The sequence below is a fragment of the Amycolatopsis sp. NPDC047767 genome, from assembly GCF_040704195.1.
Taxonomy (GTDB): domain Bacteria; phylum Actinomycetota; class Actinomycetes; order Mycobacteriales; family Pseudonocardiaceae; genus Amycolatopsis.
The window spans coordinates 1-25,895 of the sequence record NZ_JBEYSJ010000058.1; the positions used below are offsets into that span (position 1 = coordinate 1).

A 25,895-nucleotide genomic window follows, 5' to 3' on the forward strand; every position below is an offset into this window, starting at 1 on the left:
TGACGTCGCAATCCACACCGAACCCGGAGGCCCTCCCTCACGCCAAGATCATCCGACTACGTGTCGCCACGTTCGCAACCTCCCCGGTCAGTACACCTAGGCCTCGGCCACCCCCAACGCGAACGCCGGCGTCGCCCCGAACAGCGCCCACGCCAAGTCCCGCGCCCGGTCGTCCACGCACAGGTCCGACCAGTCGATCACGCCGCTGACCTGGCCTTCGTCGACCAGCACGTGCTCGGGTCCGAGGTCCGCGTGCACCACCGCATCGACGGGGAACGCCCTGATCTCGTCGAGCAAGGCCGCACCTCCGACCAACGGCACGACGACGTCGGCGAACTCCGCCAGCACTTCGGCCCGATCCGTGGCCACCACACCCCGCGCGGCCGCCTCGCCGACGTCCACCGCGTGCAGCACCCGCAGGAACTCCCCGATCACCCGGCCGTGGCCCGCCGTGAGCACGTCGGCCTGCCCGCCGGACACAAGTTCGTGCCGCACCACCAGCGGCTCCTCCCGCCACACGACCGGTACCGGCACCCACACCGGCAGCTGCTGCGAGAGCCACGGCATCACCCGCGTCTCACGCAGCAGCAGCTCACGCACCTCGGCCCGCCGCGGCCGCCGCTCGACCCACCGCCCGTCGACAAGCGTCGCGACGCTGTCCCATCCTTCGCCCAGCCACACGAACTCAGTGTGTCGACGTTGCAGGAATCGTGCTGTGCCAACCATTCGGCGAACCGACCGACCGCATTTCACCAACTGCGCCGGCGAAACTGTCCACACCGGACAGATCCAGCACCGGCGGCACGTCCGGTCGACGCGGTTCTCAAGGGACGTCAGGGAGTTGTGGTGTGGCTGAGGGGGTGTAGCGCGCCGGTGGCCAGGGCGTGGGCGGCGCGGAGGGCGGCGGTGGTGTTGGGGGCGTGGAGCCAGTCTTGGTCGAGGTCGTCCTCCCAGGTGGCGATCTGGTGAGCGAGGGCCAGGGCCTGATCGTCGTCAGTGCGGTGGAGAGCTGCCGCGAGTTCGACGTAGACGCCGGGTTGAGTGCCCGCGTAGGTAGCTGCGAGGGCGGCCGTTTGGTGCGTCAGGTGCTGGCTGTGCTGTGGGTAGAGCGCCGCAAGGCAGGCCAGAGCGAATTGGATTGCAGGGGGCTCGGCCGGCCAGCGACCCAGCAGTGCGGACACTTGGTCGCCGACTGCGAGGTGGACCTCCTGCGTCCACGGCGCCGCGGTCGGGAAACGTCTCTGTGCGGCGGCCCGGTCGGCGTCGGCGTCGGCGAGGAGACTGGCCGCCCAGCAGTCGGCTACGCTGAGAAGCCACACGTGGAGGTCCAGGCGGCGTGCCGGCGGCAAGGCATCCGATATCGCGAGTTGGGCGACGAACGGAAGCGCCGGGGCAGTCGCGGAGTAACAGTCGCCTTGGTGGAGGAGGTCGTCACCGAAGAGCTCGCCGAGGGTCGCGTCCCAAGTGCTGGTGTTCAGAGCGAGGGCGCGAATGAGGGCCGGAATGTTCTCCGCGGACCCGTGGGCATGGTTGAGCGCTGACCACTCGATGTCGTCGGGCCCGACCAGCGTGCCGGCGCCGGCGGCGGCGCTGTGCGGGCCTAGCTCCAGGGCACGGACCGGGGCGCCGGCGTGATGACCACATCGGGGATTGGCGGACACGCGCCAGGGTTGCTGTGGACGATCGGCCCATCCGCGAACAGGTGCAGCATGTCCGGCTCACACTGCCCGCCGCCCTGGCTGTATCCGCCGAAGTCGCGCGCGACGAGCGCCGCGGCACGTCCGACCGCGTCAAAGGTGCGGAACCCCAACGGGCTGACCGGGTAGGGCCCTTCGTCCAACGCATCGACAGCCCACCCGGCGTGGCCCACGGGCCGCGCGACCACCCGCGCGAACCAGTGGGCCGCCAAGGCTCTGGCCAATCCGTCAGCACCGGCGCGATCGCCGACAACGAAACTGTGCGTGCCCTCGATCGCCGACCAGCCGCTCATCCGCGCCGTCTCCCCCACACCAGCTCACCAACGCCAACTCACCAACGCAGGATCACTCACCACAGCATCACCAAAACGCACCAACGCTGGGTCAGTCACATTCCGCACCGTGGGGGTCTGGGGGGTCGCCCCCCAGAAACAAAAAAACACCCAGTCATACGAGCGCTTTCCGCGAGTATGACCGGGCGAACTGGGTGGGCCCACCAGGACTTGAACCGGGGACCTCTTCGTTATCAGGGCAAATCCGTGGGGCGTTGACCTTGTACTCACGGCCTCCAACCTGGCACTTGAGCATCTCCGAACGTCCACAGTCGTCCACGGTGTTCCACCCTGATTGTCACCCACTTCGTCACCCACTCGCTCGTGGACGACCACGCAGATCGAGGACACCCCGCAGGCGCGGGCGTTCGCCGAGCGGCTACCGCTGCCGAGGGTGGGCGACGTGCCCAAGTCATGGCCGCGCCGGCCGCCTCCTGACCATCAACCGCGCGAGTGCCGCCAAGCAGCCGGGGCCGAAGGCGATCAACCACACCTGGATGGGCCAGAAGCGGGCCTGGTCGCCGGAAAAATGGCCGTACAACGACAAACCGAGGGACGCGAGCAACACCGCGGCCAGCGCCCCGGTGCGGATGCGCCGGTGCCACGGCAGCATCGCGAGCACCAGCCACACGGCGGCGAAGGCTACGAGGAACGGGAAGCCACCCACGCCTGGACCGTAGCTCTGGGGACCCCGCGGTGACCAGCCACCGGCGAGACTCTGCCGCACGTCATGGTGTGGCGGTCGGTGCGCGAGCACGGCGACACCAAGACCCGGAAGTCACGGCGCTCGCTCGCGCTCCCACAACGGTGCGTCGAGGCCTTACGCGTCCAGCGCGTGAAGCAGGACTTCGCGCGGCGCATCGCCGGCGATCGGTGGCGGGAGACCGACCTGGTGTTCGCGTCCGACGTCGGCACTCTGCTCGACGCCGCGAACGTTCGGCGGGCCTTCCGCAAGGTGGTGAAGCGAGCCGGCCTGGACCCGAAGGACTGGACACCCCCGAGAGTTGCGGCACAGCTTCGTCTCACTGCTCTCGGATCGAGGGATGCCGATCGAGCAGATCTCGCGTCTGATGGGCCACAACGGCACCGCGGTCACCGAACTTGTTTACCGGCACCAGCTTCGCCCGGTCGTCGAGCACGGGGCTGAAGCCATGGACGAGATTTTCGGGGACGGAGAGGAGAACGGGGCGGCTTAGTCACCCAGTTAGTCACCCGGGCACAAAAAAGCCCGGTTCGCGACCTCTGCGAACCGGGCTTTGACCTGGGTGGGCCCACCAGGACTTGAACCTGGGACCTCTTCGTTATCAGCCATGATCCCAGCTGCCACCCCGTGCCATTCAGTGCCCCTGAGCTGCGGTGATGTTCCTTTGCTGATCATCGAGGCTCGGTGAGTGACGTTGCGTTCGCTGCCTCACGGCTGCCTGGCCTTCCCCTAGTTTGCACCCACGGCACACGACTGGGCCTGTGGTATGATGACCTTGGATACATCCCCTGGTAGCTCAGCGGATAGAGCAACTCTCTAACGAAGGGTTGGTCGCGGGTTCGAATCCCGCCCAGGCTTCCCCGGGAGCGGCACAACGCCGCTCCCGGGTTTTTTTGTTGGCACGACGGCGGTTCCGCAGGGCCCCCTGCAAGTGGGTGGCCTCTTCGCCATCTCGTCGACCTGGCGTAGCCCGATCACGTCGCGTCAAGGGGGCACCTTCTGCCCGGCTGAGCGCACCTCTGCGAGTCGCCCCCTTGACGCGGCGTGATAGCCCTTGGGGAGGTCGTCGGGATGGCGACAGGTCACTCACGGACGCAACCGGTGCTCCCCCGCCGGCCATCTCGGAGACCTGCCCGTCCGGCGAGGACATTGCTCTTTTCGATCAGGACCACCGTGGCTATCGGCCTTCCGCCCCGGCCGACTCGCCGGGGACCGGGCGCCAGCCCGCACGCCCCGGCGAGGGCTTGGCCGGGGCAAAGGGTCGGGCCGAGCGGCCCCGGAGGGGCCGCCTTGATCCAGTAAAGAAAGTTCTCACCATGCCCGCCGTGTCACCGGCTGTTCGGCTGGCTGATCTCCCGGAGCTGCTCACGGTAGGCGTCGGCGTCAGCCTGGCCGTGGAAGTTGTCGGCGAGAACCTTGTCCAGGTCCCTCGACACCATGGCCAGAGACGGCAGTGACTTCCGAGGCCCGGTGATGGCCTTCCGCCCGTGCGCCACTGCTTCCTCGACGTCACCTTCCCTGGCAGCCGCGACGCCCAGCGTGATCCGCGCCTCCGCAACGCGCATCGGCATCCGCTCGTTGCCGTTCCAGTCGGTGCTGGATCGGATGATCTCGTCGGCAAGCGTGCGCGCCAGGCGATCGTTCCCGACGTGCCGGTAGCAGTCCATCGCGTAGAAGTCGTATTTCGCTGGGTCGACAACGAAATGGTTCGCTGTATTTTCGGGGTACGGCATTCGCTCTAGGGCCAACCGCCCTCTGTCGAGCGCCTGCTCCATCTCCTTGAATTGCCCCATTCGTGCCCAGGCTTTTGCTTCCTGCGCGATGAGCTGTACCGAAACGCTGTGATTCCCCGACGCGGCTTGTCCAGCTTCGGCGGCTGCGAGAACCCCTCGATAGTCGCCCGTCGTGAGCGCAAACCAGGCACGCATTTCGTGCGCCCAGCCGAGAATTCCCGCGCTGCCGACGTCCTCGCCCAAGCTCAGGGCAATCTTGCGTGTCGCCTCCGCCGCCCTACGGTCGCCCAGGTCGTACTCCAGGCATCCGACCAGCAAGGCAAGCCAGCCAGCGAGTTCGAGTGTGTCGCGGCGCTGGCGGAAGCTCAGGCGCTGCTCCTGCATTTCGACCATCCGCCGGAGCCACTGCCGGCCTTCCGTGATCAGCTCGTACGGCGGCGCATACGCGTACTCGGAACAGAGCTTGTCGACCGTTATCCGAATGCCCTCAAGGGTTGCGTCGTTCACGTCGGACACCTGCAATCGACTGACGATTTCGAGGGTGTCCATGCCGGTGGCACTGAGGACAGTCAAGCCGGAATCGGTCTGCTGCACTGGTGGAAAGAGTGCGGCAGTGACAGTCCGGAGCGTTGCTGCAACGAGAGGTGCGTAGTCGCGGCCGGGCTTGTTCTCCCCCAGCTCCCACGCCTTCCACCGACGAAGCAGGTGGTCAGCCGCCGGGAGCTGCCTGTCGGCGTGGTTTCGCATCTCCTCGGCTGCTTGAGCCTGCGACAGGCCACGCGCTTCACGTAGAGCACGGATTCGTTGAGCCCACGCGGGGAACTCAGCGCTCATCCGCTTCCCTCCTTCGCTCTGCCTCTCCCCAGTGTGGCATCTGCTCGTCAGCAACGGGGGTGTCACGCAGGTGATGCGGCCTTGTCACCGTGTCACCAGATCATCACTAGGACTAACACTGTGGCCCTCGGTGATATTCGACGATCGTTAACGACATGGACGTCACACCTAGCCAACTCGCAACGATCGCCCAGCGTGTCGCCGAGATCCGGGCACAAGTCGAGGTAGTTGCGCAGCGTGTCGACCGCTTGCCCGTTGACGCGCTCAGCTCTTCTCCGGTGACACGCTCTCCAGGCGTTCGAGGCGCTGGGCAAGCCCGGACACGGTCGCCTGGAGTGCATCCAACTGCTGATGAATCTCGTCGATCGGGTTCGACGCCTCGTCGGCCGGCGCGCGCTCAGAACGGCCAGTGACGAAGATGCCGAGCCCCGGAACCGTCTTCGCGTATCCGTCCTGCGTGAGCTGCTTGACCGCCTTCTGCGCGGTCGCGTTGGTCACTCCGTACGCCTTCGACAGGGTGCGGACGGACTCGATCTGGTCACCCTCTTGCAGCTCGCCGCTTTCGATCTTGCCGACGATATCCGCAGCTAACGCCTGGTAGGGGTGCCCGTCCGCCCTTGAAAGCTCCATCCCTCAACTGTACCTAGTCCGCACTACCTCGTACTAGATCACCTGATCGGCGTAAACGACGCCGTACTAGTACGTGCTACCTTGGCTGTAGTAGAACGTAATAGTACGAACTGACACGGGAGGACCGATGACCGTCGCAACCGCACCCCGTCCGCAGGGGGAGACCATCCCGCCTCAGCGTTCCGGTGGGCCTGAGGCCAGCCCGGTGCTGATCTGCAACTCGCTGCTGTTCGGGGCTGTGAGCTTGTCTCCGGCTTGGGTGAACGAGGGGGCGTTCGTGTTCGGTGCTCACCAGCCGCCCGCGCGTGAGGTCCCGGTGGGTGGCGGCTGGTTCCGCGAGGTCGGGTGGGGTGCGGCGGTCGCGGTGTCGCTGCCGGATGGCGTGCACCTGTTCGACGCGACGGAGGTGCAGGTGGCGCTTCACGCCTCGGGTGCCGAGCTGGAGTTCGGCATGTCGGCTGAGGTGCTGATCGGGCTCCTCCTAGAGGGCCTGGCCCGGCTGGGTGTGGCGCAGGTGCGGGAGATCGCGCAGGAGTGGAGCGGGGTGTGCTCGGCAAGCGCTCGCGGCCACCTCGCGGACACCCAGTGGCGTAAGCAGGTGCGTCGGGTGTGGGGCTCGCGCCGCCGGATGGACCGGGCGTCGCTGCTCAAGTGCGACCTGCTCACGGCGGTGATGGGCCGTGCCTGAGCCGATGACGTTCACCTTCGCCGACACCAACCCGCTGACCGGGCTGTCCTTCGCTCGCTCGCGGTTTGCTGAGCTGCCGGGATTCGCGGCTGACGTCGTGACAGGCAGGCTCGCGCTGGAGCCGGGCGAGTGGGACGTCCTCGTCGCCGATGACGACGCATTCGACTTCACCGGCGAGGACACCGCCTACCCCATCCCGGGCAGCCATGCCGGCGTGATCCCGCCCGCGCTGATGGCCCCGCGCGAGGTCCCCGAGGACGTCACCGGGGTGATCCGCTGATGGGTGCCGCTGAGCTGGGCTTCCGCGAGCTGGTGAGCGCGTTCACCGAGTCGGGCAACCTTGATCCCGCGCTGGCGCACGTGCTCGCGCGTGGGGACTTCGACACCTGGGCCGGGAAGGTCAAGGCCGCCCGTGGCTGCGTGAAGCCGGTCCGGATGACCGGTGGATCGTCCTTGATGGACGGTGCCGGAAACGTGGTCGGGGAGTTCTCCGGCAGCGTGTTCGTGCCGTGCAAGAACCGCCGCGCCTCGGTGTGCGAGTCCTGCTCAGCCCACTACGCGCACGACACGTTCCACCTCATCCGCGCGGGCATCTCCGGTGGCAAGGGCGTCCCGGACACTGTGGACTCCCACCTGCGGGTGTTCGCCACCCTCACCGCCCCCTCGTTCGGCAAGGTCCATTCCCGACCGTTCCGCCACGGCGCGTACCGCCGCTGCGCCTGCGGAGCCCGCCACTCCGAGTACGACGACGCAGTCGGCACCCCGCTCGACCCCGCCACCTACGACTACACCAGCGCGGTGCTGTGGCAGTCCCACGCCGGGGAGCTGTGGCGCCGCTTCACCATCGCCGTGAACCGCAAGCTCGCCCGCGCCCTGGGCGTGCGTGCCGCTGAGCTGCGGAACACCCTGCGCCTGTCCTACGCCAAGGTCGCCGAGTACCAGCGACGCGGCCTCATCCACTTCCACGCCGTCGTCCGCATCGACGGCCCCGAAGGCCCGACAGGACCGACCCCGCCGGCCGACGTCACCGACGAGCTGCTGAGCGCGATCATCCGCGACGCCGCCGCCTCCGTCGTGGTGCACTCCCCCGACTCGCCCGCGATCGGGGTCCGGGACCTGACCTGGGGCGCTCAAGTCGACGTCGAGACCATCGCCTCCACTGGTCAGGACGGCAGGGCCTGGCGTGACCAGGGCGTCGCGGGCTACATCGCCAAGTACGCCACCAAGGGCACCCGGCTCACCGAGGGCGCGGACTTCCGCATCCGCTCGGCCGAGCACATCGAAGACCTGCCGGTCCGCGAGCACCACAAGCAGCTCATGCGCACCGCCTGGGCGCTGGGCGGGCTGCCCGAGTTCGAGGAGCTGAACCTCCGTCGCTGGGCGCACATGCTCGGGTTCCGTGGCCACTTCCTGACCAAGTCCCGCCGCTACTCCACCACCTTCGGCGAGATCCGCCGCACCCGGACCGAGTACCGCCTCGACCAGGAACGCCAGGACCTAGGCATCGCCGACGGCGAGACCCTCCATGCGGTCGGTGACTGGGTCATGACCGGCATCGGCTACCGGACCGAGGCTGAACGCCGCCTCGCGGCCGTGTTCGCCGAAATCCACCTCGCCAGACGTCGCCTGGACGGCCAGGACGACTCCCCCGGCTGACGCACCCCGCGTCACCGGAAACTGTTGATACGAAAGGCAAAACCATGAACGGGCACTTGATCCAACTGCCGCGCTACGCCACCACCGACGCCTCCCCGGAGCAGCTCCACACGGAGCAGCACGGCGACGCGCTGTTCGCCGGGGACGCCCCGATGATCGACCCGCACAAAGCCACATACACCGTCCTGGAGGTCGCCTACCTGCTCAACCTGTCCCGGGGCGTCACCTACCAGTACGTCAAGGACGGCACCATCCCCGCGTTCAGGGTCGGCCGCCGCTGGGTGATCTCCCGCAAGCGGTTCGCCGAATGGCTCGACTCGCTGTCGGCGGTGGGCGCCTGATGGGCTTCGTCAACCGCACCGACGCGGGCAAGTGGAAGGCGTTCTGGCGCGAGCCATCCGGCAAACAGCGCTCGAAGACGTTCGCCACCAAGCGGGAGGCGAGCGCGTTCCTCGCCCAGGTCGAGACGTCCAAGTCCGGTGGCATGTACGTCTCACCCCATGCCGGCCGGACGCTGTTCGAGGACCATGCCCACGCCTGGATGGCCTCCTGGAACAACGAGGCCACCACAGTTGCGCGGGACACCTCAATCATGCGCACGCACGTCCTGCCGCAGTGGGGCAGTTGGCAGCTCGCCAAGATCGATCACCTGTCGGTCCAGGCGTGGGTCACCGAGCTGACCGGCAAGCTCGCCCGGTCGACCGTTGCCGAGTGCAAGCGGCTGACCTCTGGTGTCCTGCGCTCCGCCGTCCGCAACCGGCTGATCGGACACAACCCGGCCGAGGACGTGAAGGTGCCCGGCCGACGCGTGCACGACACTGACGACAAGATCGTCACCCGTCGTCAGGTGCGGGACCTGATCCTGCCCGCCACGCCGGACCGGTACCGGGCACTGGTGGCCACGGCCGCGTTCTCCGGCCTGCGCTGGGGTGAGGTCATCGCACTGTGTATGGACGCCGTTGACCTCGACGCGGGCAACGTGCGGGTGATCCGGACTGTGATCGAGGTTGCCGGGTCGACCTCGTTCAAGCCGTACCCGAAGTCCCGCGCCGGGCGTCGTACCGTGCCCCTGCCGGCATGGGTGGTGAGCGAGCTGAGGGCCCACCTGGAGCGCTACCCGGTGGAGGGTCCGGCCCGGATGCTGTTCACCAACGAGGCCGGTGGTGCGCTCCGCCGCACGTTGTTCCGCGCTCGGGTGTGGCGCCCGACCCTGGTGCGCGCCGGCCTGCTCGGAAACCTCGAGCACGCTGGGGACCGGTTCAAGGCCACATGGACGGGCCGTGACGGCATGGCTCACGCGGCGCTGTGGGAGCGCGAGCGGGACGCAGTGGCGGAGATTGCGCGCTACCACCACGGCGGAGCCTCATTCCACGACTTGCGCCACAGCTACGGGACCTGGCTCGCCGACGACGGTGTGCCGGTGAACAAGGTCCAGCGCGTCATGGGGCACGAGAACGTCACCACCACGCTCAAGTTCTACGTCCGCAAAACCGAGGACCACGAAGCCATCCTGGGAGCCCTCGGAGACGACGACCCCGACGACGATGGCGGGGCGCTCGCAGCGGTGTAGCCGGGCGATGCTGCCTTTTCGCTGCCTACGCCTGAGATCGGACCGAAAATCGAATAGTCCACTAACGACAAAACCCCCGCGAACCTGCCGGTAGCGGGGGTTTTTCGTGTTTGTGGGCCCACCAGGACTTGAACCTGGGACCTCTTCGTTATCAGCGAAGCGCTCTAACCGCCTGAGCTATGGGCCCGTCGAACGAGGAGAACTTTACAGGACCCCCGGAGGGGCCCTGCAACCGGGTTACTCCCTTTCCGACAGGGTGACTTCGAGGCCGCCCGCGAGGTCGGCGGAGACGTTGTAGATGAAGGCGCTCACCGTGGCCAGGGCGGAGACCAGCACGATGTTGATCGCGCCCAGGATGGCGGCGATGCCGAAAACGCGGCCGGCGCTGATGAGGGGTTCGGTGGAGGCGTTGGCGCCCTCGCCGCCGACCAGGGAGGAGTAGGTGCCGTTCAGTTTGTCCCAGACGCCCATGCCGTCGAGGACCGTGTAGAGCACGCCGACGGCGACCAGCCACACGAAGAACATCGCGACGCCCAGGACGAGCGACAGCTTCAGCACCGACCAGGGGTCGAAGCGCTTGATCTGCAGCGACGCGCGACGCGGGCCGCGGCCCGGGCGGCGCAGGGCGCTCGGGGTGGGGCGGGTGCGGCCGGCCGAAGGGACGTCGGCGGCCGGGGCGGGCGGCGCGCCCTCGGCTCCGAAGAGCCGGGGCGCGGCCGTGCCGCTCACCGCGGGGTAGTCGCTCTCGCTCACGCGCGGTCCGTCCTGCTCATGATCCGAGTAGACCACATCGTCGGTGGCGATTCCGGTCGAGACCGTGGCCTCCGAATCGCCGCCGCCGTCCTTGGCGGTGCGCTGCCAGGGTGGGCTCGACGACGTGCCGTCTGCCTTCTCGGATGGTGTCACGAAGAGTCAGTCCTTACCCGTGCGTGGGGCGCCGCTCACTGCTCCGGCGCCGTGCCGTCTTCTTCCGTGCTCTCCTCGGGCGCGCTGGTCGCCTCGCCGTCGGCGGCGGGGGTCTCCACAGCCTCGTCCACCGAAGCTTCAGAAGCCTCCGAACCTTCCGAAACCTCGGAAGCATCCGCGGAGTCCTCGCCACCATTGGCGACGTCCGACCCCTCGTCCGCGTTGCGTGCGACCGCGAGAAGAGTCGTACCTTCCGCCAGATTCATCAGCCGCACGCCCTTGGTCTGGCGACCGGCCTTGCGCACGTCGCGCGCCGGCGTGCGGATGACCCCACCGCTCGAGGTGATGGCGAACAGCTCGTCGTCCTCGTCGACGATGAGTGCACCCACCAGCCTCCCACGTTTGGTGTCGTGCTGGATGGTCAGCACACCCTTGCCGCCGCGGCCCTGCACCGGGTAGTCCTCGATCGGCGTGCGCTTGGCGTACGCGCCGTCGGTCGCGACCAGCAGGAACTTGTCGGGCTTGACCACGCTGATGCCGAGCAGCTCGTCGCCGTCGTTGAACCGCATGCCGAGCACGCCGGACGTCGCGCGGCCCATCGGACGCAGCGCCTCGTCGGTCGCGTGGAAGCGGATCGACTGGCCGCCGGCCGACACGAGCAGCAGGTCGTCCTCCGCCGCCGCCAGCACGGCGCCCACCAGCTCGTCGCCTTCCCGCAGGTTGACGGCGATGAGGCCGCCCGCGCGGTTGGAGTCGAAGTCGGTGAGCTTGGTCTTCTTCACGAGCCCCTTCTGCGTGGCCAGCACCAGGTACGGCGCCACCTCGTAGTTCGGGATCTCGATGACCTGGGCGATCTGCTCGTCCGGCTGGAACGCCATCAGGTTGGCCACGTGCTGGCCGCGCGCGTTGCGGTTGGCCTCGGGCAGGTCGTACGCCTTCGTGCGGTAGACGCGGCCCTTGTTCGTGAAGAACAGGATCCAGTCGTGCGTGGAGCACACGAAGAAGTGCTGCACGATGTCGTCCTGCTTCAGCGTGGCGCCCTGCACGCCCTTGCCACCGCGCTTCTGCGAGCGGTACAGGTCGGTCTTCGTGCGCTTCGCGTAGCCGGTGCGCGTGATGGTGACCACCACGTCCTCGACCGCGATCAGGTCCTCGACCGACACCTCGCCGTCGAACGGGATGATCTTCGTGCGCCGGTCGTCGCCGTACTTGTCGACGATCTCCATGAGCTCGTCGCGGATGATCGCGCGCTGGCGCTCCGGCTTCTCGAGGATGTCCTTGAGGTCCGCGATCTCCAGCTCGATCTCGGCCAGGGTGTCGATGATGCGCTGACGCTCGAGGGCGGCCAGCCGGCGCAGCTGCATGTCGAGGATCGCCGTGGCCTGGATCTCGTCGATGTCGAGGAGCTCCATCAGGCCCGGCCGCGCCTCGTCGGCCGACGGCGAGCGCCGGATCAGGGCGATGACCTCGTCCAGCATGTCCAGGGCCTTGACCAGACCGCGCAAGATGTGCGCGCGCTCCTCGGCCTTCTGCAGGCGGAACTTGGTCCGCCGGACGATGACCTCGACCTGGTGCTTCACGTAGTGCCGGATCATCTGGTCGAGCCGCAGCGTGCGCGGCACGTCGTCGACGATCGCCAGCATGTTCACGCCGAAGTTCTGCTGCAGCTGGGTGTGCTTGAACAGGTTGTTCAGCACCACCTTCGCCACGGCGTCGCGCTTGAGCGTGATCACGATCCGCATGCCGGAACGGCTGTTGGACTCGTCGGCGATGTCGGCGATGCCCGTGAGCTTGCCGTCGCGCACGAGGTGCGCGATGTTCTCGACGAGGTTGTCCGGGTTCACCTGGTACGGCAGCTCGGACACGACGAGCGTGGTGCGCCCCTTCGCGTCCTCCTCCACCTCGACGACCGCACGCATGCGCACGGACCCGCGGCCGGTGCGGTACGCGTCCTCGATCCCGGACGTGCCGAGGATCATCGCCTTGGTCGGGAAGTCCGGACCCTTGATGCGCGTGAGCAGCGCCGCAAGCAGCTCGTCGTCGGACGCCTCGTAGTTCTCCAGCGCCCACACGACGCCGTCAGCGACCTCGCGCAGGTTGTGCGGCGGGATGTTGGTCGCCATGCCGACCGCGATGCCGGAACTGCCGTTGACCAGCAGGTTCGGGAACCGCGCCGGCAGCACGTTGGGCTCTTGCGTGCGGCCGTCGTAGTTGTCGCGGAAGTCGACGGTGTCCTCTTCGATGTCCGCCAGCATCTGCATCGCCAGCGGCGCGAGGCGCGACTCCGTGTACCGCATGGCGGCGGCGGGGTCGTTGCCCGGCGAACCGAAGTTGCCCTGCCCGTCGATGAGCGGGTAGCGCATCGACCACGGCTGGGCCAGGCGCACGAGGGCGTCGTAGATCGCCGAGTCACCGTGCGGGTGGTAGTTGCCCATGACGTCGCCGACGACGCGGGAGCACTTGTTGTACCCGCGGTCCGGCCGGAAACCGGAGTCGAACATCGAGTAGAGCACGCGCCGGTGCACCGGCTTGAGACCGTCGCGCACATCCGGCAGCGCCCGCGCCACGATCACGCTCATGGCGTAGTCGATGTAGGAACGCTGCATCTCCTGCTGGATGTCGACCGGCTCGATGCGGTCGTGCTCCGGCGGCAAGGTTTCCGTCATGGGTTCCTTCTCGGGGAAAGGTCTGGGCAGTCAGGGGGCAGCGGACGGCTACACGTCCAGGAAGCGCACGTCCTTGGCGTTGCGCGTGATGAACGAGCGCCGGGCCTCCACGTCCTCGCCCATGAGGACGGAGAACAGGTCGTCGGCCTGCGCGGCGTCGTCGAGGGTGACCTGGCCCAGCAGGCGGTTGGCCGGGTCCATCGTGGTCTCCCACAGCTCCTCGGCGTTCATCTCGCCGAGACCCTTGTAGCGCTGGATCGCGTCGTCCTTCGGCAGCCGGCGGCCGGCCTCGACACCCGCCTGGATCACGGCGTCGCGCTCCTTGTCGGAGTACGCGTATTCCGGGTCCTGGCGCGGCCACTTGATCTTGTACAGCGGCGGCCGCGAAAGGAACACGTGGCCGTGTTCGATCAGCGGGCTCATGAAGCGGAACAGCAGAGTGAGCAACAGCGTGGTGATGTGCTGGCCGTCGACGTCGGCGTCGGCCATCAGCACGATCTTGTGGTAGCGCAGCTTCGAGAGGTCGAAGTCGTCGTGGATGCCGGTGCCCAGCGCCGTGATCAGCGACTGGACCTCGGTGTTCTTGAGGACGCGGTCGATGCGCGCCTTCTCCACATTGATGATCTTGCCCCGGATGGGCAAGATCGCTTGGTACATCGAGTCGCGGCCTTCCTTGGCCGAGCCGCCGGCCGAGTCGCCCTCCACGATGTAGAGCTCGCACTCGCCGGGGTCGTTGGAACGGCAGTCCTTGAGCTTGCCCGGCAGGCCGCCGATCTCCAGCGCGCCCTTGCGGCGCACCAGGTCCCGCGCCTTGCGGGCGGCCATGCGCGCCTGCGCCGAGGAGATCGACTTGTTGATGATCGTCTTCGCCTCGGTGGGGTTGCGCTCGAACCAGTCGGCCAGCCACTCGTTCGACTGCTGCTGCACGAACGTCTTGGCCTCGCTGTTGCCCAGCTTCGTCTTCGTCTGGCCCTCGAACTGCGGCTCGGAGAGCTTGATGGACACGATCGCGGCGAGACCCTCGCGCACGTCGTCACCCGTGAGGTTGGCGTCCTTCTCCTTGAGCAGCTTCTTGTCGCGCGCGTACGCGTTGACCACGCGCGTGAGCGCCGCGCGGAAGCCCTCTTCGTGGGTGCCGCCCTCGTGGGTGTTGATCGTGTTGGCGAACGTGTACACCGACGGCGTGAACCCGTTGTTCCACTGCATCGCGACCTCGACCTCGAGGCCGGGGCCCTTCGCGTCGAACGAGATCACGCTCTCGTGGATCGGGTCCTTGCTGCCGTTGATGTGCTTGACGAAGTCCTCGAGCCCGCCGGGGTAGCAGTAGACCTTCTCCTTGACGCGGGCCTGCTTGCCCTCCGCGTCTTCCTCGGTCTCCTCGTCGGCCACGCGCTCGTCGCGCAGCGACAGGGTGAGGCCCTTGTTGAGGAACGCCATCTCCTGCAGCCGACGCGAGATCGTCTCGAAGTTGTACGTGGTGGTCTCGAAGATGTTCGAGTCGGCCCAGAAGGTGATCGTGGTGCCGGTGCCGTCGGCCGGGCCGAGGTCCTCCAGCGGTCCGGGGATCTGGTTGGTGTACTCCTGGCGCCAGCTGCGGCCGCCGACCTTGATCTCCGCGAGCAGCTTCGTCGACAGCGCGTTCACCACCGAGACGCCGACGCCGTGCAGGCCGCCGGACACCGCGTAGGAGTCGCTGTCGAACTTGCCGCCCGCGTGCAGGATGGTGAGCACGACCTCGAGGGTCGGCTTCTGCTCCTTGGGGTGCATGTCCACCGGAATGCCGCGGCCGTCGTCGACGACCCGGACACCACCGTCGGCGAGGAGAGTAACCTCGACCTTGGTCGCGTAGCCGGCCATCGCCTCGTCCACGGAGTTGTCCACCACCTCCTGAACCAGGTGGTGGAGACCGCGCTCACCGGTGGAACCGATGTACATACCGGGGCGCTTGCGGACCGCTTCGAGGCCTTCGAGCACGGTGATGGACGACGCGTTGTACTCGCTCTTGTTCTCGGTCACCGGCGTTGTTTCTCCTCGTCTCGCCCGAGCAGACGCTCGCTACTCCTCCAGTGTACTTGCCCGCGCGCGCTGACATGCGGCAAGGACACCCCTCACTGCGTCACAGAGCCGCGAAATCGCTCGAAGGCGAGTCATCTCGTAGCTCGCGGGTTGTCAAGCGGTTCTCGGGGAACTCACCCGCCGCCGCGCAACCGGAGTCAGCCGTACGTGTCACGCGGCCCGCGGCCCGGCACGACCCGCGGTCCTTTCCGCCAGCTCGGTGCCGTCGGACCCTGGATCCGCATGCGCTTCACGACGCCGTTGCCGACCCCCGCGGCGATCTTCGCGATGAGCTTGCCCTGCAGCAGCCGCAGCTGCGTGGCCCACGCCGTGGAGCTCGCGCGGACGGTCAGCTCGCCGTCCTTGAGCGCCACCGGCTGGGCGTGTTCGGCGACGTCCTCGCCCACCAGCCGGGCCCACTGCCCGAACACGCGCGCGTTGGTCATCGTGTCCTGCCAGCCGCTGTCGGAGACCAGCCGCGAGACGAGCCGGCCGAGCGGCTGCGGGTCGCGTGCGTCGGCTCCGGGCCCTGACCAGCGACGACGGCGCGGGTTCTGACCCCCGCCGCCCGTGATCCGGCCGCGGCGCAGGTTCGGCGGCGCACCGCGTTCCTTCGCCTTGGCCTTGGCGGCCTCCAACGCGGCGTGCGCCAGGTCCCGCCCGGAGGGCTTCCCGTTCGGCCCAGCGGACGCGTCACGCTCGGTACCGGAACCGGCTTGCCCACGTGGGTGATTCCCCGCTTGGGCGATGTCAAGGCCCTCATCAGGCCGTTTCGTCACGCGCGGCGATAACCCGTTCACGGGTTTATCCACACTGTCCACAGGTTTGTCCCCAGATCGGTGGGTAACTTCTGTGACCGCGGTCACCCGCCGTGGCCGACTTGATCTTGGGGCCGAGAACTCAGGCACGGTTGACCTCGCCATCAGCCACCACGAACCGGCTTCCGGCCAGCTCCGACGGCACGTCCTCGTCCACCGCCGCCGTGATGAGCACCTGCTCGGCACCCGCGGCGACCTCCGCGAGCCGCGCCCGCCGTTTGCGGTCGAGCTCGGCGAACACATCATCCAGCAGCAGCACCGGTTCGCCCGCTTCGCCACGCAGGAGCTCGTAACTGCCGAGCCGAAGGGCCAGCGCGAACGACCACGACTCGCCGTGGCTCGCGTACCCCTTCGCCGGCGCCTCGCCCAGGATCAGCTCCAGCTCGTCGCGGTGCGGGCCGACGAGGCTGATGCCGCGCTCCAGCTCGTTGCGGCGGACGTCGGCCAGCGCCTTGAGCAGCAGCTCACGCAGCACTTCCGCGTCCGCCCGCTCGCCGCCGGCCACGCCGTAGCCCGGTGGCAGCGCTTCGCCGAGCGACGACTTGTACGCGATCGACGCCGGCCGCGAGTCCGGCGCGACCCCCATGTACGCCTCCGCCGCGTACGGCCCGAGGTCGGCGATGAGGTTCAGCCGCGCCGCCAGCAGCTGGGCGCCGGCCACCGACAGGTGGTCGTCCCAGACGTCGAGCGTCGAGAGCGCGTACGGGTCCTCCTTGCCGGTGCGGCGTTTGCCCGCGGTCTTGAGCAGGGCGTTGCGCTGCTTCAGCACCTTCTCGTAGTCCGCGCGCACGCCCGCGTACCTGGGCGCGCGAAGCACGAGCAGCTCGTCCATGAACCGGCGGCGCTCGCTCGGGTCCCCGCGCACGAGCGCCAGGTCCTCCGGGGAGAACAGCACCGTGCGCAGGATCCCGAGCACGTCGCGCGGCTTGCCGACCGCGCCCCGGTTCACGCGGGCGCGGTTGGCCCGGCCGGCCGTGATCTCGAGCTCGACGGTGAGCTCGCGGTCGTCGTTGACCACGGCAACGCGCACGAGCGCGCGCTCGCACCCGTGCCGGATCAGCGGGGCGTCCGTCGCGACCCGGTGGGAACCCAGGGTCGCGACGTAGCCGATCGCCTCGAGCAGGTTCGTCTTCCCCCGGCCGTTCTGACCGACAAGTACGACCGGCCCCGGTTCGAGGGCGAGGTCGGCTTGCGGCCAGGACCGGAAGTCGGTGACCTGGAGATGTCGCAGATACACGGGGTGGGGAGGCTAGCTCCCGGCCTTCTTCACAGCGTGGCCACCGAACTGGTTGCGCAGCGCGGCGACGGCGCGCATCGCGGCGGAGTCCTTCTGCCGCGAAGAGAACCGGGCGAACAGCGCGGCCGACAGCACCGGCGCTGGCACCGCGTTGTTCACGGCTTCCTCCAGCGTCCAGCGACCCTCGCCCGAGTCTTCGACGTAACCCTCGAGGTCGTCGAGCTCCGGGTCCTCCTCCAGCGCGCGCACCAGCAGGTCGAGCAGCCAGGACCGCACGACGGTGCCACGCTGCCAGCCCTTGATCACGGCGGGCACGTCCTTGACCACGTGCGCGGCCTCGAGCAGTTCGAAGCCCTCGGCGTAAGCCTGCATGATGCCGTACTCGATGCCGTTGTGGATCATCTTCGCGTAGTGGCCGGCGCCCACCGAGCCGGCGTGCGAGAAGCCTTCTTCACGCGGGCCTTCCGGACGCAGCGTGTCGAAGATCGGCATCGCGCGGGCGACGTCGGACTCGGCGCCGCCGACCATGAGGCCGTAACCGTTGTCCTTGCCCCACACACCACCGGACACACCGCAGTCGAGGTAGCCGATGCCCTTGGCCGCCAGCAGGTCCGCGTTCAGCTTGTCGTCGGTGAACTTCGAGTTGCCGCCGTCGATCACGAGGTCGCCCTCGGACAGCGACTGGCTGAGCTCAACCACGGTCGCCCGCGTCGGGTCTCCGGCGGGGACCATGATCCAGACGATGCGCGGACCCTCCAGTTTGGACACCAGGTCGGCGAGCGACTCGGAGTCGCTGACGGCCGGGTTGCGGTCGTAGCCCACGACCTCGTGCCCGGCGGCACGCAGCCGCTCGCGCATGTTGAAGCCCATCTTGCCCAGGCCCACGAGACCGAGCTGAACCATGAGATCCCCTTAGGTAGGAACAAAAATCCGCGGTTGTGACGCGCCGGTCAGCCCGGGAGCCGGACCGGCATCAGCAGGTAGAGGTAACCGGGGACGACGTTGCCCTCGGCGTCGGCGGGCTTGATGAGCGCCGGCCGGTTGGGGGTGGTGAAGGTGAGCTCCGCGCGGTCGCTGTGCAGCGCGCCGAGCCCGTCGACGAGGTAGCCGGGGTTGAAGGCGATGGTGACCGGTTCGCCTTCGTAGTCGACCTGCAGCTCTTCTTCGGCGCTGCCCTCGTCGTCGCCGCCGGCGGAAAGCCGCAGCGACCCGTCGGCGAACTCCAGCCGCACCTGCGTGCCGCGTTCGGCGACCAGCGACACGCGCTTGATCGACTCGGCGAGCGCCGACACCTCGATCACGGCACGCGACGTGTGCGTCGCCGGCAGCAGCTGGCGGTAGGGCGGGAACTCCGCGTCGAGGAGGCGGGTGGTGGTGTAGCGGCCGTTGCCCGAGAGGCCGAGGAGGCCTTCGCCGCTGGCGAGCGCGAGGCGCACGGTGCTGCCGGCGCCGCCGAGCGTCTTCGCGGCCTCGGCGAGCGTGCGCGCGGGGACGAGCACCGCGGCGTCGGGCAGGCCTTCGGCCGGCTTCCAGGTGAACTCGCGCATGGCGAGGCGGAAGCGGTCGGTGGCGACGAGCGTGAGGGTCTCGCCCGAGATCTCCAGGCGCATGCCGGTGAGCATCGGGAGCGTGTCGTCCTTGCCGGCGGCCGTGACGACCTGGGTCACGGCCTGGCCGAACGTGTCGCCGGTGAGCTCACCCGCGAAGGCGGGCTGCGACGGCAGCTGCGGGTAGTCCTCGACGGGCATGGTCGGCAGGGAGAAGCGCGCGCTGCCGCACGTGATGGTGGCGCGGGCGCCATCGACGGAGATCTCCACCGGCTGCGCGGGCAGCGCCTTCGTGATGTCGGCGAGGAGACGGCCGGAGACGAGGAGGCGGCCGCCGTCGGCGATCGTCGCGGGGACGCCCACCGTGGCGGAGACCTCGTAGTCGAAGCCGGACACAGTGAGGGCGTCGGACTCGCCGTCCGCACCCGCGTCGAGCAGCACACCGCCCAGCACCGGCACCGGAGGCCGGGACGGGAGGCTCCTGGCCACCCAGGCGACGGCGTCGGCAAGCCCGTCGCGCTCGACGCGGATCTTCATGCGCGCATCCTTTCGACAGCCGAGCCCCTCGGCTCGTGAAGGGTCGGTGGCTGGCGGTCCACGAGTACTGCGCCGAGTACGCCGCGACCGAGTCCCCACCGGGCCGGCCCGTTTCGGCGTGCCGGGATCGGCGCACAGGAACGGACCAGGTGCAGGCATCCACGTTAGGCCGTCGCCGGGGGTCCCGTCACCTCGGCCTCCCCTTGACTTTGTCGACAAGGAGACAGGCTCGACGGCTTGTCCCCAACTTCGTCCATCGCCTGTTTTTGTTTTGTTCTTTCTTTCAAAAGATCTAAGAGCAGTAGCAGTAATAGGGGCTGTGGGTTGTGTGGACAGAGCTCGTTCGCGCAGGTCGGCGGGTGCGTCGGCGTGTGGAGAGTCCTGGTGGTGGATCGGTGGATGGTTCGGGCGGTCCGTGGATGGTTTCGGGCCGGCCGCGATCCATCCACATCTCGGGCCGGTTGTCCCCATGGTTGTCCCCAGGTGTGAGGGGAGTTGTACCCAGGTTCTGTGGGTGCGGAAACGGGTCCGAATCGCCCTGGAGAGTGACGGGCTCCCGATGTGGATCACGTGTGGGCAACCTGTGGAATCCCCGTGGACAGCCCTGTGGAAAGTCTGTGGATTCCGTGTGGGCGGGATGTGGACCGTTTCGGCGTCGGTGCAGCTGACGGATCCGCTGGAGTTGTGCACAAACTGCGCACAGGGTGGGGAAAACTGCTTGTGTATCAATGAGTTTGGGGATGGCTGCGTACGCGTACGTACGTGGGCGACGGCACACGCCGCTTGCTCCGCTGCTTCGCCTGTGTACGGATGCTTCGTCCACGTTGGACCCGTGGCGTTGTGGAAGGCATTGTGTGGTAAGAGAAATCGGGCTCGCGGTGGGTGATGGGGCGAGCGCGTGGGGTGCGGTGTGGATGTCGCTGTGGGCGGATGGCGGCCTCGGTGCCGAGCCTCAGCGTCGGACTGCGAGCGTCGGACTGCGAGCGTCGGACTGCGAGCGTCACCGGGGGCCTGTCGCGGCCGCCTATATAAAAGGAGGGCGCCGCCCGTAGGCGACGCCCTCCTGGTGAAGCTCCGAAGCTACTGCCGAGCCCGCTGCTTGATCCGCGACGTGAGCTCCTGCACCTGGTCGTAGATGCGCCGGCGCTCGGCCATCTCCTTGCGGATCTTCTTGTCCGCGTGCATCACGGTCGTGTGGTCGCGGCCGCCGAACGTCTGCCCGATCTTCGGCAGCGACATGTCGGTGAGCTCGCGGCACAGGTACATCGCGATCTGGCGTGCCGTGGCGAGCGCCTTCGTCTTGCCCGGCCCGCAGAGGTCGTCGAGCGTGACGTCGAAGAACTCCGCGGTGACGCCCATGATCGTCGGCGCGGTGATCTCCGGCGCGTGCGAGTCGGGGATCAGGTCGCGCAGCACGATCTCGGCGAGCCCGACGTCCACGGCCTGCTGGTTGAGCGACGCGAACGCGGTCACGCGGATCAGCGCACCCTCGAGCTCGCGGATGTTCGCCTCCACGCGGGAGGCGATGAACTCCAGCACCTCACCCGGCACCGCCAGCCGGTCCTGCGCGGCCTTCTTGCGCAGGATGGCGATGCGGGTTTCGAGCTCGGGCGGCTGGATGTCGGTGATCAGGCCCCACTCGAACCGCGTCCGCAGCCGGTCCTCCAGCGTTTCGAGGCGCTTGGGCGGGCGGTCGGAGCTGACGACGATCTGCTTGTTCGCGTTGTGGAGGGTGTTGAAGGTGTGGAAGAACTCTTCCTGCGTACCTTCTTTGCCTTCCAGGAACTGGATGTCGTCGACGAGCAGGATGTCGATGTCGCGGTAACGCCGCTGGAAGGCGACCTTGCGGTCGTCTCGCAGCGAGTTGATGAAGTCGTTGGTGAACTCTTCGGTCGAGACGTAGCGCACGCGCATGCCGGGGAACAGCCGTTGCGCGTAGTGGCCCACGGCGTGCAGCAGGTGCGTCTTGCCGAGCCCGGACTCACCCCAGATGAACAGCGGGTTGTACGCGCGGGCCGGCGCCTCGGCCACGGCCACCGCGGCCGCGTGGGCGAACCGGTTGGACGCGCCGATCACGAACGTGTCGAACGTGTACTTCTCGTTGAGCTTCGTCTTCGACGTCTGCGGCTGCGCGGGCGCGGTGTAGGGCTGCCCCGCGATCGGCTGGCCGGAGAACGTCGGCCAGATCTCGTGGACGGCGGCGAGAGCTTCGCCTTCCTCGTCCACTTCTTCGTTCGGGTCGTCGGACTCCTCGAGCGGAGCCGGCTGCGGTACCGGGCGCTGGCGCGGCGGCTCGGGCCGGGCGGCGCGCGCGGCGGCCATGGAGGCGCCGTCGATCGGCGGGCGCTGCTGCGCGACGGAACCGTTGTCGAGGCGGCCGTTCTCGAGCCGGCCGTTGTCCGGCCGGCCGTTCTCGACGTGCGTGGGGTCGAGGTGCCCGGGTTCCAGGTGCCCGTTGTCGGCGCGGCCGTTGTCGGGGTGCCCGTTTTCCACCCGAGGGGGTGAGGGCACGTAGCGCGGCGCGGGCGCGATGGCCTCGGCGCTGTCGACCTTCACGGCGAGCGACACCGCGCGGCCGAGCCGGCGGGAGAGGGCGTCGGTGATCGCGCCCCGCAGCGCGCGTTCGATCGCTTCCTTCGCGAAGTCGCTGGGGGCAGCCAGCAGGGCGGTGCCGTCGAGCAGGCCGATGGGCCTCGTCACCCGCATCCAGGCTCGTTGCTGCGGCGAGAGGGTGCCGTCGGACAGCTCCCGCACCACCTGCTCCCAGATGACGCCCAGATTGTGCTGGTGCTCGGACACCTGTCTGGCTCCCCTCCCCTCGTCGGCGTGAACGGCGGAATCACCCCAAGCACGCCCGTGAAACACTCCCCTGGACGTCATCTTGGACCGACCTGCGCGCGGGCACAGCGAATATCCACATAGTTGTCCACAGCTGTGCACTAATGTACGGCTGCCCGCAGCCACGCCACCTGCGGGCTCGGCGTTCGCCGTGGGCGCCTCCACACCCCGGTGGCGATACCGCCGCTCGCCTCGAGACCGGGCGACCCGGAAGAGGCAACCTAACAAGCCTCGCCCGCTGCCACAAGCCGTCGTCGGGCGCAAGCATTTCACGGTGTACGGCGTGTTGCCATTCGGTGCCCCGGCGTGGGGGAAGGCGAGGTCGAGGGCCGGTCGCCGAGCGTGGCGGAGGGGGTGCCTACACGGCTCCCGACCGGGGTGCGTACCCTCGTAAGGTCTCCCGTAAGCGACGGGTGCGTTTCGCGTGCCCACGTATGTCGTCGCTCGTCGTGACGAGGCCACACGTTGGTAGGAGACACCAGAGACTGCCGTGCGACCGCACGACATGCCGGTAGACGGCCGAAAATCCGTCGCCCGACGGCCGAGACACAGGAGTAGCAGTGAGCAAGGGTAAGCGCACCTTCCAGCCGAACAACCGCCGACGCGCGCGGACCCACGGTTTCCGCCTCCGCATGCGGACCCGTGCCGGCCGGGCCATCTTGGGGGCTCGTCGTCGCAAGGGCCGCGCCGCGCTGTCCGCCTGATCCGGCTCGTCGAGGCGCGCCGTGCTGCCCGCAGCCGCACGTCTACGGCGGAGTGAAGACTTCCGGGTCGTTCTCCGCCGGGGCTCCCGGGCAGGCAGGCGTCGCCTCGTCGTCCACGCGTTGACCACGGACCCGTCCGCGGCCGCACCCGATGCGGCCAGGGCGGGTTTTGTGGTGAGCAAGGCTGTCGGCAATTCGGTGGTGCGCCACCGGGTGACCAGGCAACTGCGGCATCTCGTTTCGGCCCGACTCGGAACACTGCCCCCGGGCAGCTCGTTGGTCGTACGGGCATTACCTCCGGCGGCGTCCGCTTCGAGCGCGGAGCTCGGCGCCGATCTCGACGCGGCGTTGCGCCGGCTCGGACTCACCTCGTCCCGCCGCACCGCCGGGGAAAGTGCTCCCCGGCAACCGCGTCAGCAGGACGCGGCCCCCGACCACGGATCAGCGGTGTAACGGCAATGCAAGCCACTCCCGAGCACACCCACGGCGGCACCGACGTCACCGGGGAAACGGCCCCGCGCCGCCCCGGGCCGGTGGCGTGGGTACTGCTCCTCCCCATCAAGTTCTATCGCAAGGCGATCTCGCCTTTCCTGCCGCCGGCCTGCCGCTTCTACCCGAGCTGCAGCGCGTACGCAGTCGAAGCCCTGACCCGGCACGGTGCCGGCCGCGGCTCCTACCTCGCGCTGCGCCGGTTGCTGCGCTGCGGCCCGTGGACCCCACCCGGTCGCGACCCGGTGCCGGAGAAGTTCTCCTGGCGCCACCGCATGCCTGAAACACCGATCGAGGAGTAGCTCAGTGCTCGATTTCATCTACTACCCCGTGTCCTTCATCTTGTGGTGTTGGCACAAGGTCTTCGGGTTCGCGTTCGGTGAAGGCACCGCGATCTCCTGGATCCTGGCGATCATCTTCCTGACGTTCACCATCCGCGGCATCATGTTCAAGCCGTTCGTGAACCAGGTCCGGTCGATGAAGAAGATGCAAGACTTCGCGCCGGAGATGAAGAAGCTCCAGAAGAAGTACGCGAACGACAAGCAGCGCCAGGCGCAGGAGATGCAGAAGCTCCAGCGCGAGCACGGCGTCAACCCGCTGGGCAGCTGCCTGCCGATGCTGCTCCAGGTTCCGGTGTTCATCGGTCTGAACCACGTGCTGCGCGCGTTCACGATCCCGCCCGTCGGTGGCGGTGTGAAGACGGAGAACTACTTCTTCAACCAGCACGACGTGGAGTCCTACGTCAGCGCGAAGCTCTTCGGTGTCAACCTCGGCGAGGCGGTCTACAACGGCGTCGGCGTGGTGTCCGGTGGCCAGACCGGCGGGGTCGGGTTCCACTGGAGCGTGCTGCCGGTGGCGCTGCCCCTGATGATCGTCGCGTCGATCGCCACGCACCTCACCGCGCGGCACTCGGTGGCCCGGCAGAACGCCGCGTCGGCCACCCCGCAGACCGCGATCATGAACAAGCTGACGATGTACATCTTCCCGCTCGGTGTGCTCGTGTTCGGTGCCCTGTTCCCGCTCGGCCTGCTCTTCTACTGGCTGGCGAACAACGGCTGGACGCTGATGCAGCAGCGGCTCGTGTACACGCGCATCGACAAGGAAGAGGCCGCGCGCAAGGCGGAGGCCGCGGAGAAGCGGGCGTCGCTCGGGCCGAAGCCGGGGCAGAAGCCGACGGCTCCGAAGGTCGGGCAGAAGCCGGTGCAGCAGAAGAAGAACAACCCGTCCGGCAACGGTCAGCAGCAGGGCAAGGTGACCAAGGCGGGTTCGGCGCACGGTTTCGCGCAGACGAAGCCCCCGTCTTCCTCGGGTGGCGTGGAGAGCAAGAAGGCCGCTGCGGCCGAGGCTGCTTCGCAGGCCAACTCGTCCGAGCCGGACACCAAGGCGACCCCGTCGAAGCCGGCGCAGCAGCCGGCCCAGAACGGATCGAAGAAGGAGAACGGAACCGGGGTTCCCGGGCTCCTCAAGGACTCGACCAGGAAGTCGGGCCGGAAGCGTCGCTGACGCCCCCGGTTCGGAGAGGAGACGAATGATGTCGGAGACGGTCGACACGATCGACGCCGATCAGGACGAAGAGACCACGGCCTCGGCCGCACCCACCGAGGGTGCCCCCGCCGACGCCGCCGACGAGAAGCAGGGCGGCGACGACCTGCTCGTGCAGGAAGGCGACATCGCCGGCGACTACCTCGAGCGCCTGCTCGACCTGCTCGACTACGACGGCGACATCGACCTCGACGTCGAAGCCGGCCGCGCCATCATCAGCATCGACGGCGGCGAGGACCTCGAAAAGCTCGTCGGCCCCCGCGGCACCGTGCTCGAGGCCCTGCAGGAACTCACCCGCCTCGCCGTCCAGCAGGAGACGGGCTCCCGCAGCCGCCTCATGCTCGACATCGCCGGCTGGCGCGCCGACCGCCGCGAGGAGCTCCGCGAACTCGGCCGCTCCACCGCCGAGTCAGTGCTGTCCAGCGGCGAACGCGTCCGCCTGCAGCCCATGAGCCCCTTCGAACGCAAGGTGGTCCACGACGCGGTAGCCACCGTGGACGGCGTCACCAGCGAAAGCGAGGGCGAAGACCCGAAGCGCCGCGTGGTGATCTTCCCGGAGGGCTGAGCCTCCTGACCCGCGCCGCCGCTCCCGCCGCGGCTCGATGCGGGTGATCTGGACGCGTCACGGAGTATTGCGAAGCACTGAGCAGAAGCGGCCCACCGGATGTCCGGTGGGCCGCTTCTTTTGTCTTGCACACTGTTGTTCCGCTACC

At 68.3% G+C, this 25,895-nt stretch carries 25 protein-coding genes and 2 tRNA genes; 12 read left to right on the forward strand and 15 right to left on the reverse strand.

The window, feature by feature from the left end; translation table 11 throughout:
• Positions 1-96: 96 nt before the first annotated feature.
• The 4 genes from AB0878_RS47510 to AB0878_RS47525 form a co-directional block, all read right to left on the reverse strand.
• Positions 97-681: a phosphotransferase gene (locus tag AB0878_RS47510; protein ID WP_366589828.1), complete on the reverse strand. Its 585-nt coding sequence runs from the start codon at positions 679-681 to the stop codon at positions 97-99.
• A gap of 152 nt (positions 682-833) precedes the next feature.
• Positions 834-1,661 carry a hypothetical protein gene (locus AB0878_RS47515; protein ID WP_366589830.1) on the reverse strand — a complete coding sequence of 276 codons (828 nt, stop codon included), beginning with the start codon at positions 1,659-1,661 and terminating at the stop codon, positions 834-836.
• Positions 1,601-1,990 (reverse strand): hypothetical protein, encoded by a 390-nt coding sequence (locus AB0878_RS47520; protein ID WP_366589832.1) that lies wholly within the window; start codon positions 1,988-1,990, stop codon positions 1,601-1,603. The genes AB0878_RS47515 and AB0878_RS47520 overlap by 61 nt, the downstream gene beginning before the upstream one ends.
• 451 nt (positions 1,991-2,441) lie before the next feature.
• On the reverse strand, positions 2,442-2,696 hold the full coding sequence (locus tag AB0878_RS47525; RefSeq protein ID WP_366589835.1) for a hypothetical protein: 255 nt from the start codon (positions 2,694-2,696) through the stop codon (positions 2,442-2,444).
• Between the two features lie 376 nt (positions 2,697-3,072).
• On the opposite strand from AB0878_RS47525, the gene AB0878_RS47530 reads away from it, so the two are divergent.
• Together AB0878_RS47530 and AB0878_RS47535 are read left to right on the forward strand one after the other, a co-directional pair.
• Positions 3,073-3,225 (forward strand): hypothetical protein, encoded by a 153-nt coding sequence (locus tag AB0878_RS47530; protein ID WP_366589837.1) that lies wholly within the window; start codon positions 3,073-3,075, stop codon positions 3,223-3,225.
• 294 nt (positions 3,226-3,519) lie between these two features.
• Positions 3,520-3,590 (forward strand) — tRNA-Val (locus AB0878_RS47535).
• 470 nt (positions 3,591-4,060) lie between these two features.
• On the opposite strand, the gene AB0878_RS47540 is transcribed toward AB0878_RS47535, so the two are convergent.
• Together AB0878_RS47540 and AB0878_RS47545 are read right to left on the reverse strand one after the other, a co-directional pair.
• A complete protein-coding gene (locus AB0878_RS47540) occupies positions 4,061-5,299 on the reverse strand; it encodes a helix-turn-helix transcriptional regulator (protein WP_366589840.1) in 1,239 nt (412 codons plus the stop codon).
• Positions 5,300-5,563: 264 nt separating this feature from the next.
• Positions 5,564-5,929, reverse strand: coding sequence for a GntR family transcriptional regulator (locus AB0878_RS47545; protein WP_366589842.1), 366 nt, complete (start codon positions 5,927-5,929; stop codon positions 5,564-5,566).
• 127 nt (positions 5,930-6,056) lie between these two features.
• Here AB0878_RS47545 and AB0878_RS47550 point away from each other — a divergent pair, with 127 nt between their 5' ends.
• From AB0878_RS47550 to AB0878_RS47570, 5 genes are read left to right on the forward strand one after another with little or no spacing between them, the layout of a single operon-like run.
• Positions 6,057-6,617, forward strand: coding sequence for a hypothetical protein (locus tag AB0878_RS47550; protein ID WP_366589845.1), 561 nt, complete (start codon positions 6,057-6,059; stop codon positions 6,615-6,617).
• On the forward strand, positions 6,610-6,897 hold the full coding sequence (locus AB0878_RS47555) for a hypothetical protein (RefSeq protein WP_366589847.1): 288 nt from the start codon (positions 6,610-6,612) through the stop codon (positions 6,895-6,897). Before AB0878_RS47550 ends, AB0878_RS47555 begins: the two co-directional genes overlap by 8 nt.
• Positions 6,897-8,273: a replication initiator gene (locus tag AB0878_RS47560; RefSeq protein ID WP_366589849.1), complete on the forward strand. Its 1,377-nt coding sequence runs from the start codon at positions 6,897-6,899 to the stop codon at positions 8,271-8,273. The genes AB0878_RS47555 and AB0878_RS47560 overlap by 1 nt, the downstream gene beginning before the upstream one ends.
• Before the next feature lie 44 nt (positions 8,274-8,317).
• On the forward strand, positions 8,318-8,614 hold the full coding sequence (locus tag AB0878_RS47565; protein ID WP_366589851.1) for a helix-turn-helix domain-containing protein: 297 nt from the start codon (positions 8,318-8,320) through the stop codon (positions 8,612-8,614).
• Entirely contained in the window at positions 8,581-9,843 is a 1,263-nt protein-coding gene (locus AB0878_RS47570) for a tyrosine-type recombinase/integrase (RefSeq protein ID WP_366589853.1), read from the forward strand. Before AB0878_RS47565 ends, AB0878_RS47570 begins: the two co-directional genes overlap by 34 nt.
• 113 nt (positions 9,844-9,956) lie before the next feature.
• On the opposite strand, the gene AB0878_RS47575 is transcribed toward AB0878_RS47570, so the two are convergent.
• The 9 genes from AB0878_RS47575 to dnaA form a co-directional block, all read right to left on the reverse strand.
• Positions 9,957-10,030, reverse strand: a tRNA-Ile gene (locus AB0878_RS47575).
• Between the two features lie 50 nt (positions 10,031-10,080).
• Positions 10,081-10,749 carry a DUF3566 domain-containing protein gene (locus AB0878_RS47580; protein WP_366589856.1) on the reverse strand — a complete coding sequence of 223 codons (669 nt, stop codon included), beginning with the start codon at positions 10,747-10,749 and terminating at the stop codon, positions 10,081-10,083.
• Positions 10,750-10,784: 35 nt separating this feature from the next.
• The gene (gene gyrA / locus AB0878_RS47585) at positions 10,785-13,415 is read right to left on the reverse strand and encodes a DNA gyrase subunit A (RefSeq protein ID WP_366589859.1); all 2,631 of its coding nucleotides are present in this window, start codon (positions 13,413-13,415) and stop codon (positions 10,785-10,787) included.
• Positions 13,416-13,463: 48 nt separating this feature from the next.
• Positions 13,464-15,431, reverse strand: a complete 1,968-nt coding sequence (gene gyrB, locus AB0878_RS47590) for a DNA topoisomerase (ATP-hydrolyzing) subunit B (protein ID WP_366589861.1) — start codon at positions 15,429-15,431, stop codon at positions 13,464-13,466.
• 197 nt (positions 15,432-15,628) lie between these two features.
• Positions 15,629-16,123, reverse strand: a complete 495-nt coding sequence (locus AB0878_RS47595; RefSeq protein WP_366589896.1) for a DciA family protein — start codon at positions 16,121-16,123, stop codon at positions 15,629-15,631.
• Positions 16,124-16,370: 247 nt separating this feature from the next.
• The gene (gene recF / locus AB0878_RS47600; RefSeq protein WP_364053914.1) at positions 16,371-17,525 is read right to left on the reverse strand and encodes a DNA replication/repair protein RecF; all 1,155 of its coding nucleotides are present in this window, start codon (positions 17,523-17,525) and stop codon (positions 16,371-16,373) included.
• A 12-nt stretch (positions 17,526-17,537) separates the two neighbouring features.
• Entirely contained in the window at positions 17,538-18,428 is an 891-nt protein-coding gene (gene gnd / locus AB0878_RS47605) for a phosphogluconate dehydrogenase (NAD(+)-dependent, decarboxylating) (RefSeq protein WP_366589863.1), read from the reverse strand.
• 47 nt (positions 18,429-18,475) lie between these two features.
• On the reverse strand, positions 18,476-19,609 hold the full coding sequence (gene dnaN / locus AB0878_RS47610) for a DNA polymerase III subunit beta (RefSeq protein WP_285971339.1): 1,134 nt from the start codon (positions 19,607-19,609) through the stop codon (positions 18,476-18,478).
• Positions 19,610-20,689: 1,080 nt separating this feature from the next.
• Positions 20,690-22,408, reverse strand: coding sequence for a chromosomal replication initiator protein DnaA (dnaA, locus tag AB0878_RS47615; protein ID WP_366589866.1), 1,719 nt, complete (start codon positions 22,406-22,408; stop codon positions 20,690-20,692).
• 599 nt (positions 22,409-23,007) lie between these two features.
• Between dnaA and rpmH the strand changes: the two genes are divergently transcribed.
• From rpmH to AB0878_RS47640, 5 genes are read left to right on the forward strand one after another with little or no spacing between them, the layout of a single operon-like run.
• Positions 23,008-23,151, forward strand: a complete 144-nt coding sequence (rpmH, locus tag AB0878_RS47620) for a 50S ribosomal protein L34 (RefSeq protein ID WP_285971341.1) — start codon at positions 23,008-23,010, stop codon at positions 23,149-23,151.
• A gap of 21 nt (positions 23,152-23,172) precedes the next feature.
• Positions 23,173-23,604 carry a ribonuclease P protein component gene (gene rnpA / locus AB0878_RS47625; RefSeq protein ID WP_360607482.1) on the forward strand — a complete coding sequence of 144 codons (432 nt, stop codon included), beginning with the start codon at positions 23,173-23,175 and terminating at the stop codon, positions 23,602-23,604.
• 5 nt (positions 23,605-23,609) lie between these two features.
• Positions 23,610-23,942 carry a membrane protein insertion efficiency factor YidD gene (yidD, locus tag AB0878_RS47630; RefSeq protein WP_366589870.1) on the forward strand — a complete coding sequence of 111 codons (333 nt, stop codon included), beginning with the start codon at positions 23,610-23,612 and terminating at the stop codon, positions 23,940-23,942.
• 4 nt (positions 23,943-23,946) lie between these two features.
• Positions 23,947-25,143, forward strand: a complete 1,197-nt coding sequence (gene yidC, locus AB0878_RS47635) for a membrane protein insertase YidC (RefSeq protein WP_366589873.1) — start codon at positions 23,947-23,949, stop codon at positions 25,141-25,143.
• A 28-nt stretch (positions 25,144-25,171) separates the two neighbouring features.
• Positions 25,172-25,747: a R3H domain-containing nucleic acid-binding protein gene (locus tag AB0878_RS47640; protein ID WP_366589876.1), complete on the forward strand. Its 576-nt coding sequence runs from the start codon at positions 25,172-25,174 to the stop codon at positions 25,745-25,747.
• Positions 25,748-25,895: the final 148 nt, after the last annotated feature.

Excerpts from the sequence above, each read along its gene's own strand:
- gnd (WP_366589863.1), bottom strand. The coding sequence starts at position 18,428 with ATGGTTCAGCTCGGTCTCGTGGGCCTGGGCAAGATGGGCTTCAACATG.
- AB0878_RS47540 (WP_366589840.1), bottom strand. The coding sequence starts at position 5,299 with ATGAGCGCTGAGTTCCCCGCGTGGGCTCAACGAATCCGTGCTCTACGT.
- yidD (WP_366589870.1), top strand. The coding sequence starts at position 23,610 with ATGCAAGCCACTCCCGAGCACACCCACGGCGGCACCGACGTCACCGGG.
- AB0878_RS47560 (WP_366589849.1), top strand. The coding sequence starts at position 6,897 with ATGGGTGCCGCTGAGCTGGGCTTCCGCGAGCTGGTGAGCGCGTTCACC.
- dnaN (WP_285971339.1), bottom strand. The coding sequence starts at position 19,609 with ATGAAGATCCGCGTCGAGCGCGACGGGCTTGCCGACGCCGTCGCCTGG.
- AB0878_RS47570 (WP_366589853.1), top strand. The coding sequence starts at position 8,581 with ATGGCTCGACTCGCTGTCGGCGGTGGGCGCCTGATGGGCTTCGTCAAC.
- AB0878_RS47550 (WP_366589845.1), top strand. The coding sequence starts at position 6,057 with ATGACCGTCGCAACCGCACCCCGTCCGCAGGGGGAGACCATCCCGCCT.
- gyrA (WP_366589859.1), bottom strand. The coding sequence starts at position 13,415 with ATGACGGAAACCTTGCCGCCGGAGCACGACCGCATCGAGCCGGTCGAC.
- AB0878_RS47640 (WP_366589876.1), top strand. The coding sequence starts at position 25,172 with ATGTCGGAGACGGTCGACACGATCGACGCCGATCAGGACGAAGAGACC.
- AB0878_RS47545 (WP_366589842.1), bottom strand. The coding sequence starts at position 5,929 with ATGGAGCTTTCAAGGGCGGACGGGCACCCCTACCAGGCGTTAGCTGCG.
- AB0878_RS47565 (WP_366589851.1), top strand. The coding sequence starts at position 8,318 with ATGAACGGGCACTTGATCCAACTGCCGCGCTACGCCACCACCGACGCC.
- AB0878_RS47530 (WP_366589837.1), top strand. The coding sequence starts at position 3,073 with ATGCCGATCGAGCAGATCTCGCGTCTGATGGGCCACAACGGCACCGCG.
- AB0878_RS47520 (WP_366589832.1), bottom strand. The coding sequence starts at position 1,990 with ATGAGCGGCTGGTCGGCGATCGAGGGCACGCACAGTTTCGTTGTCGGC.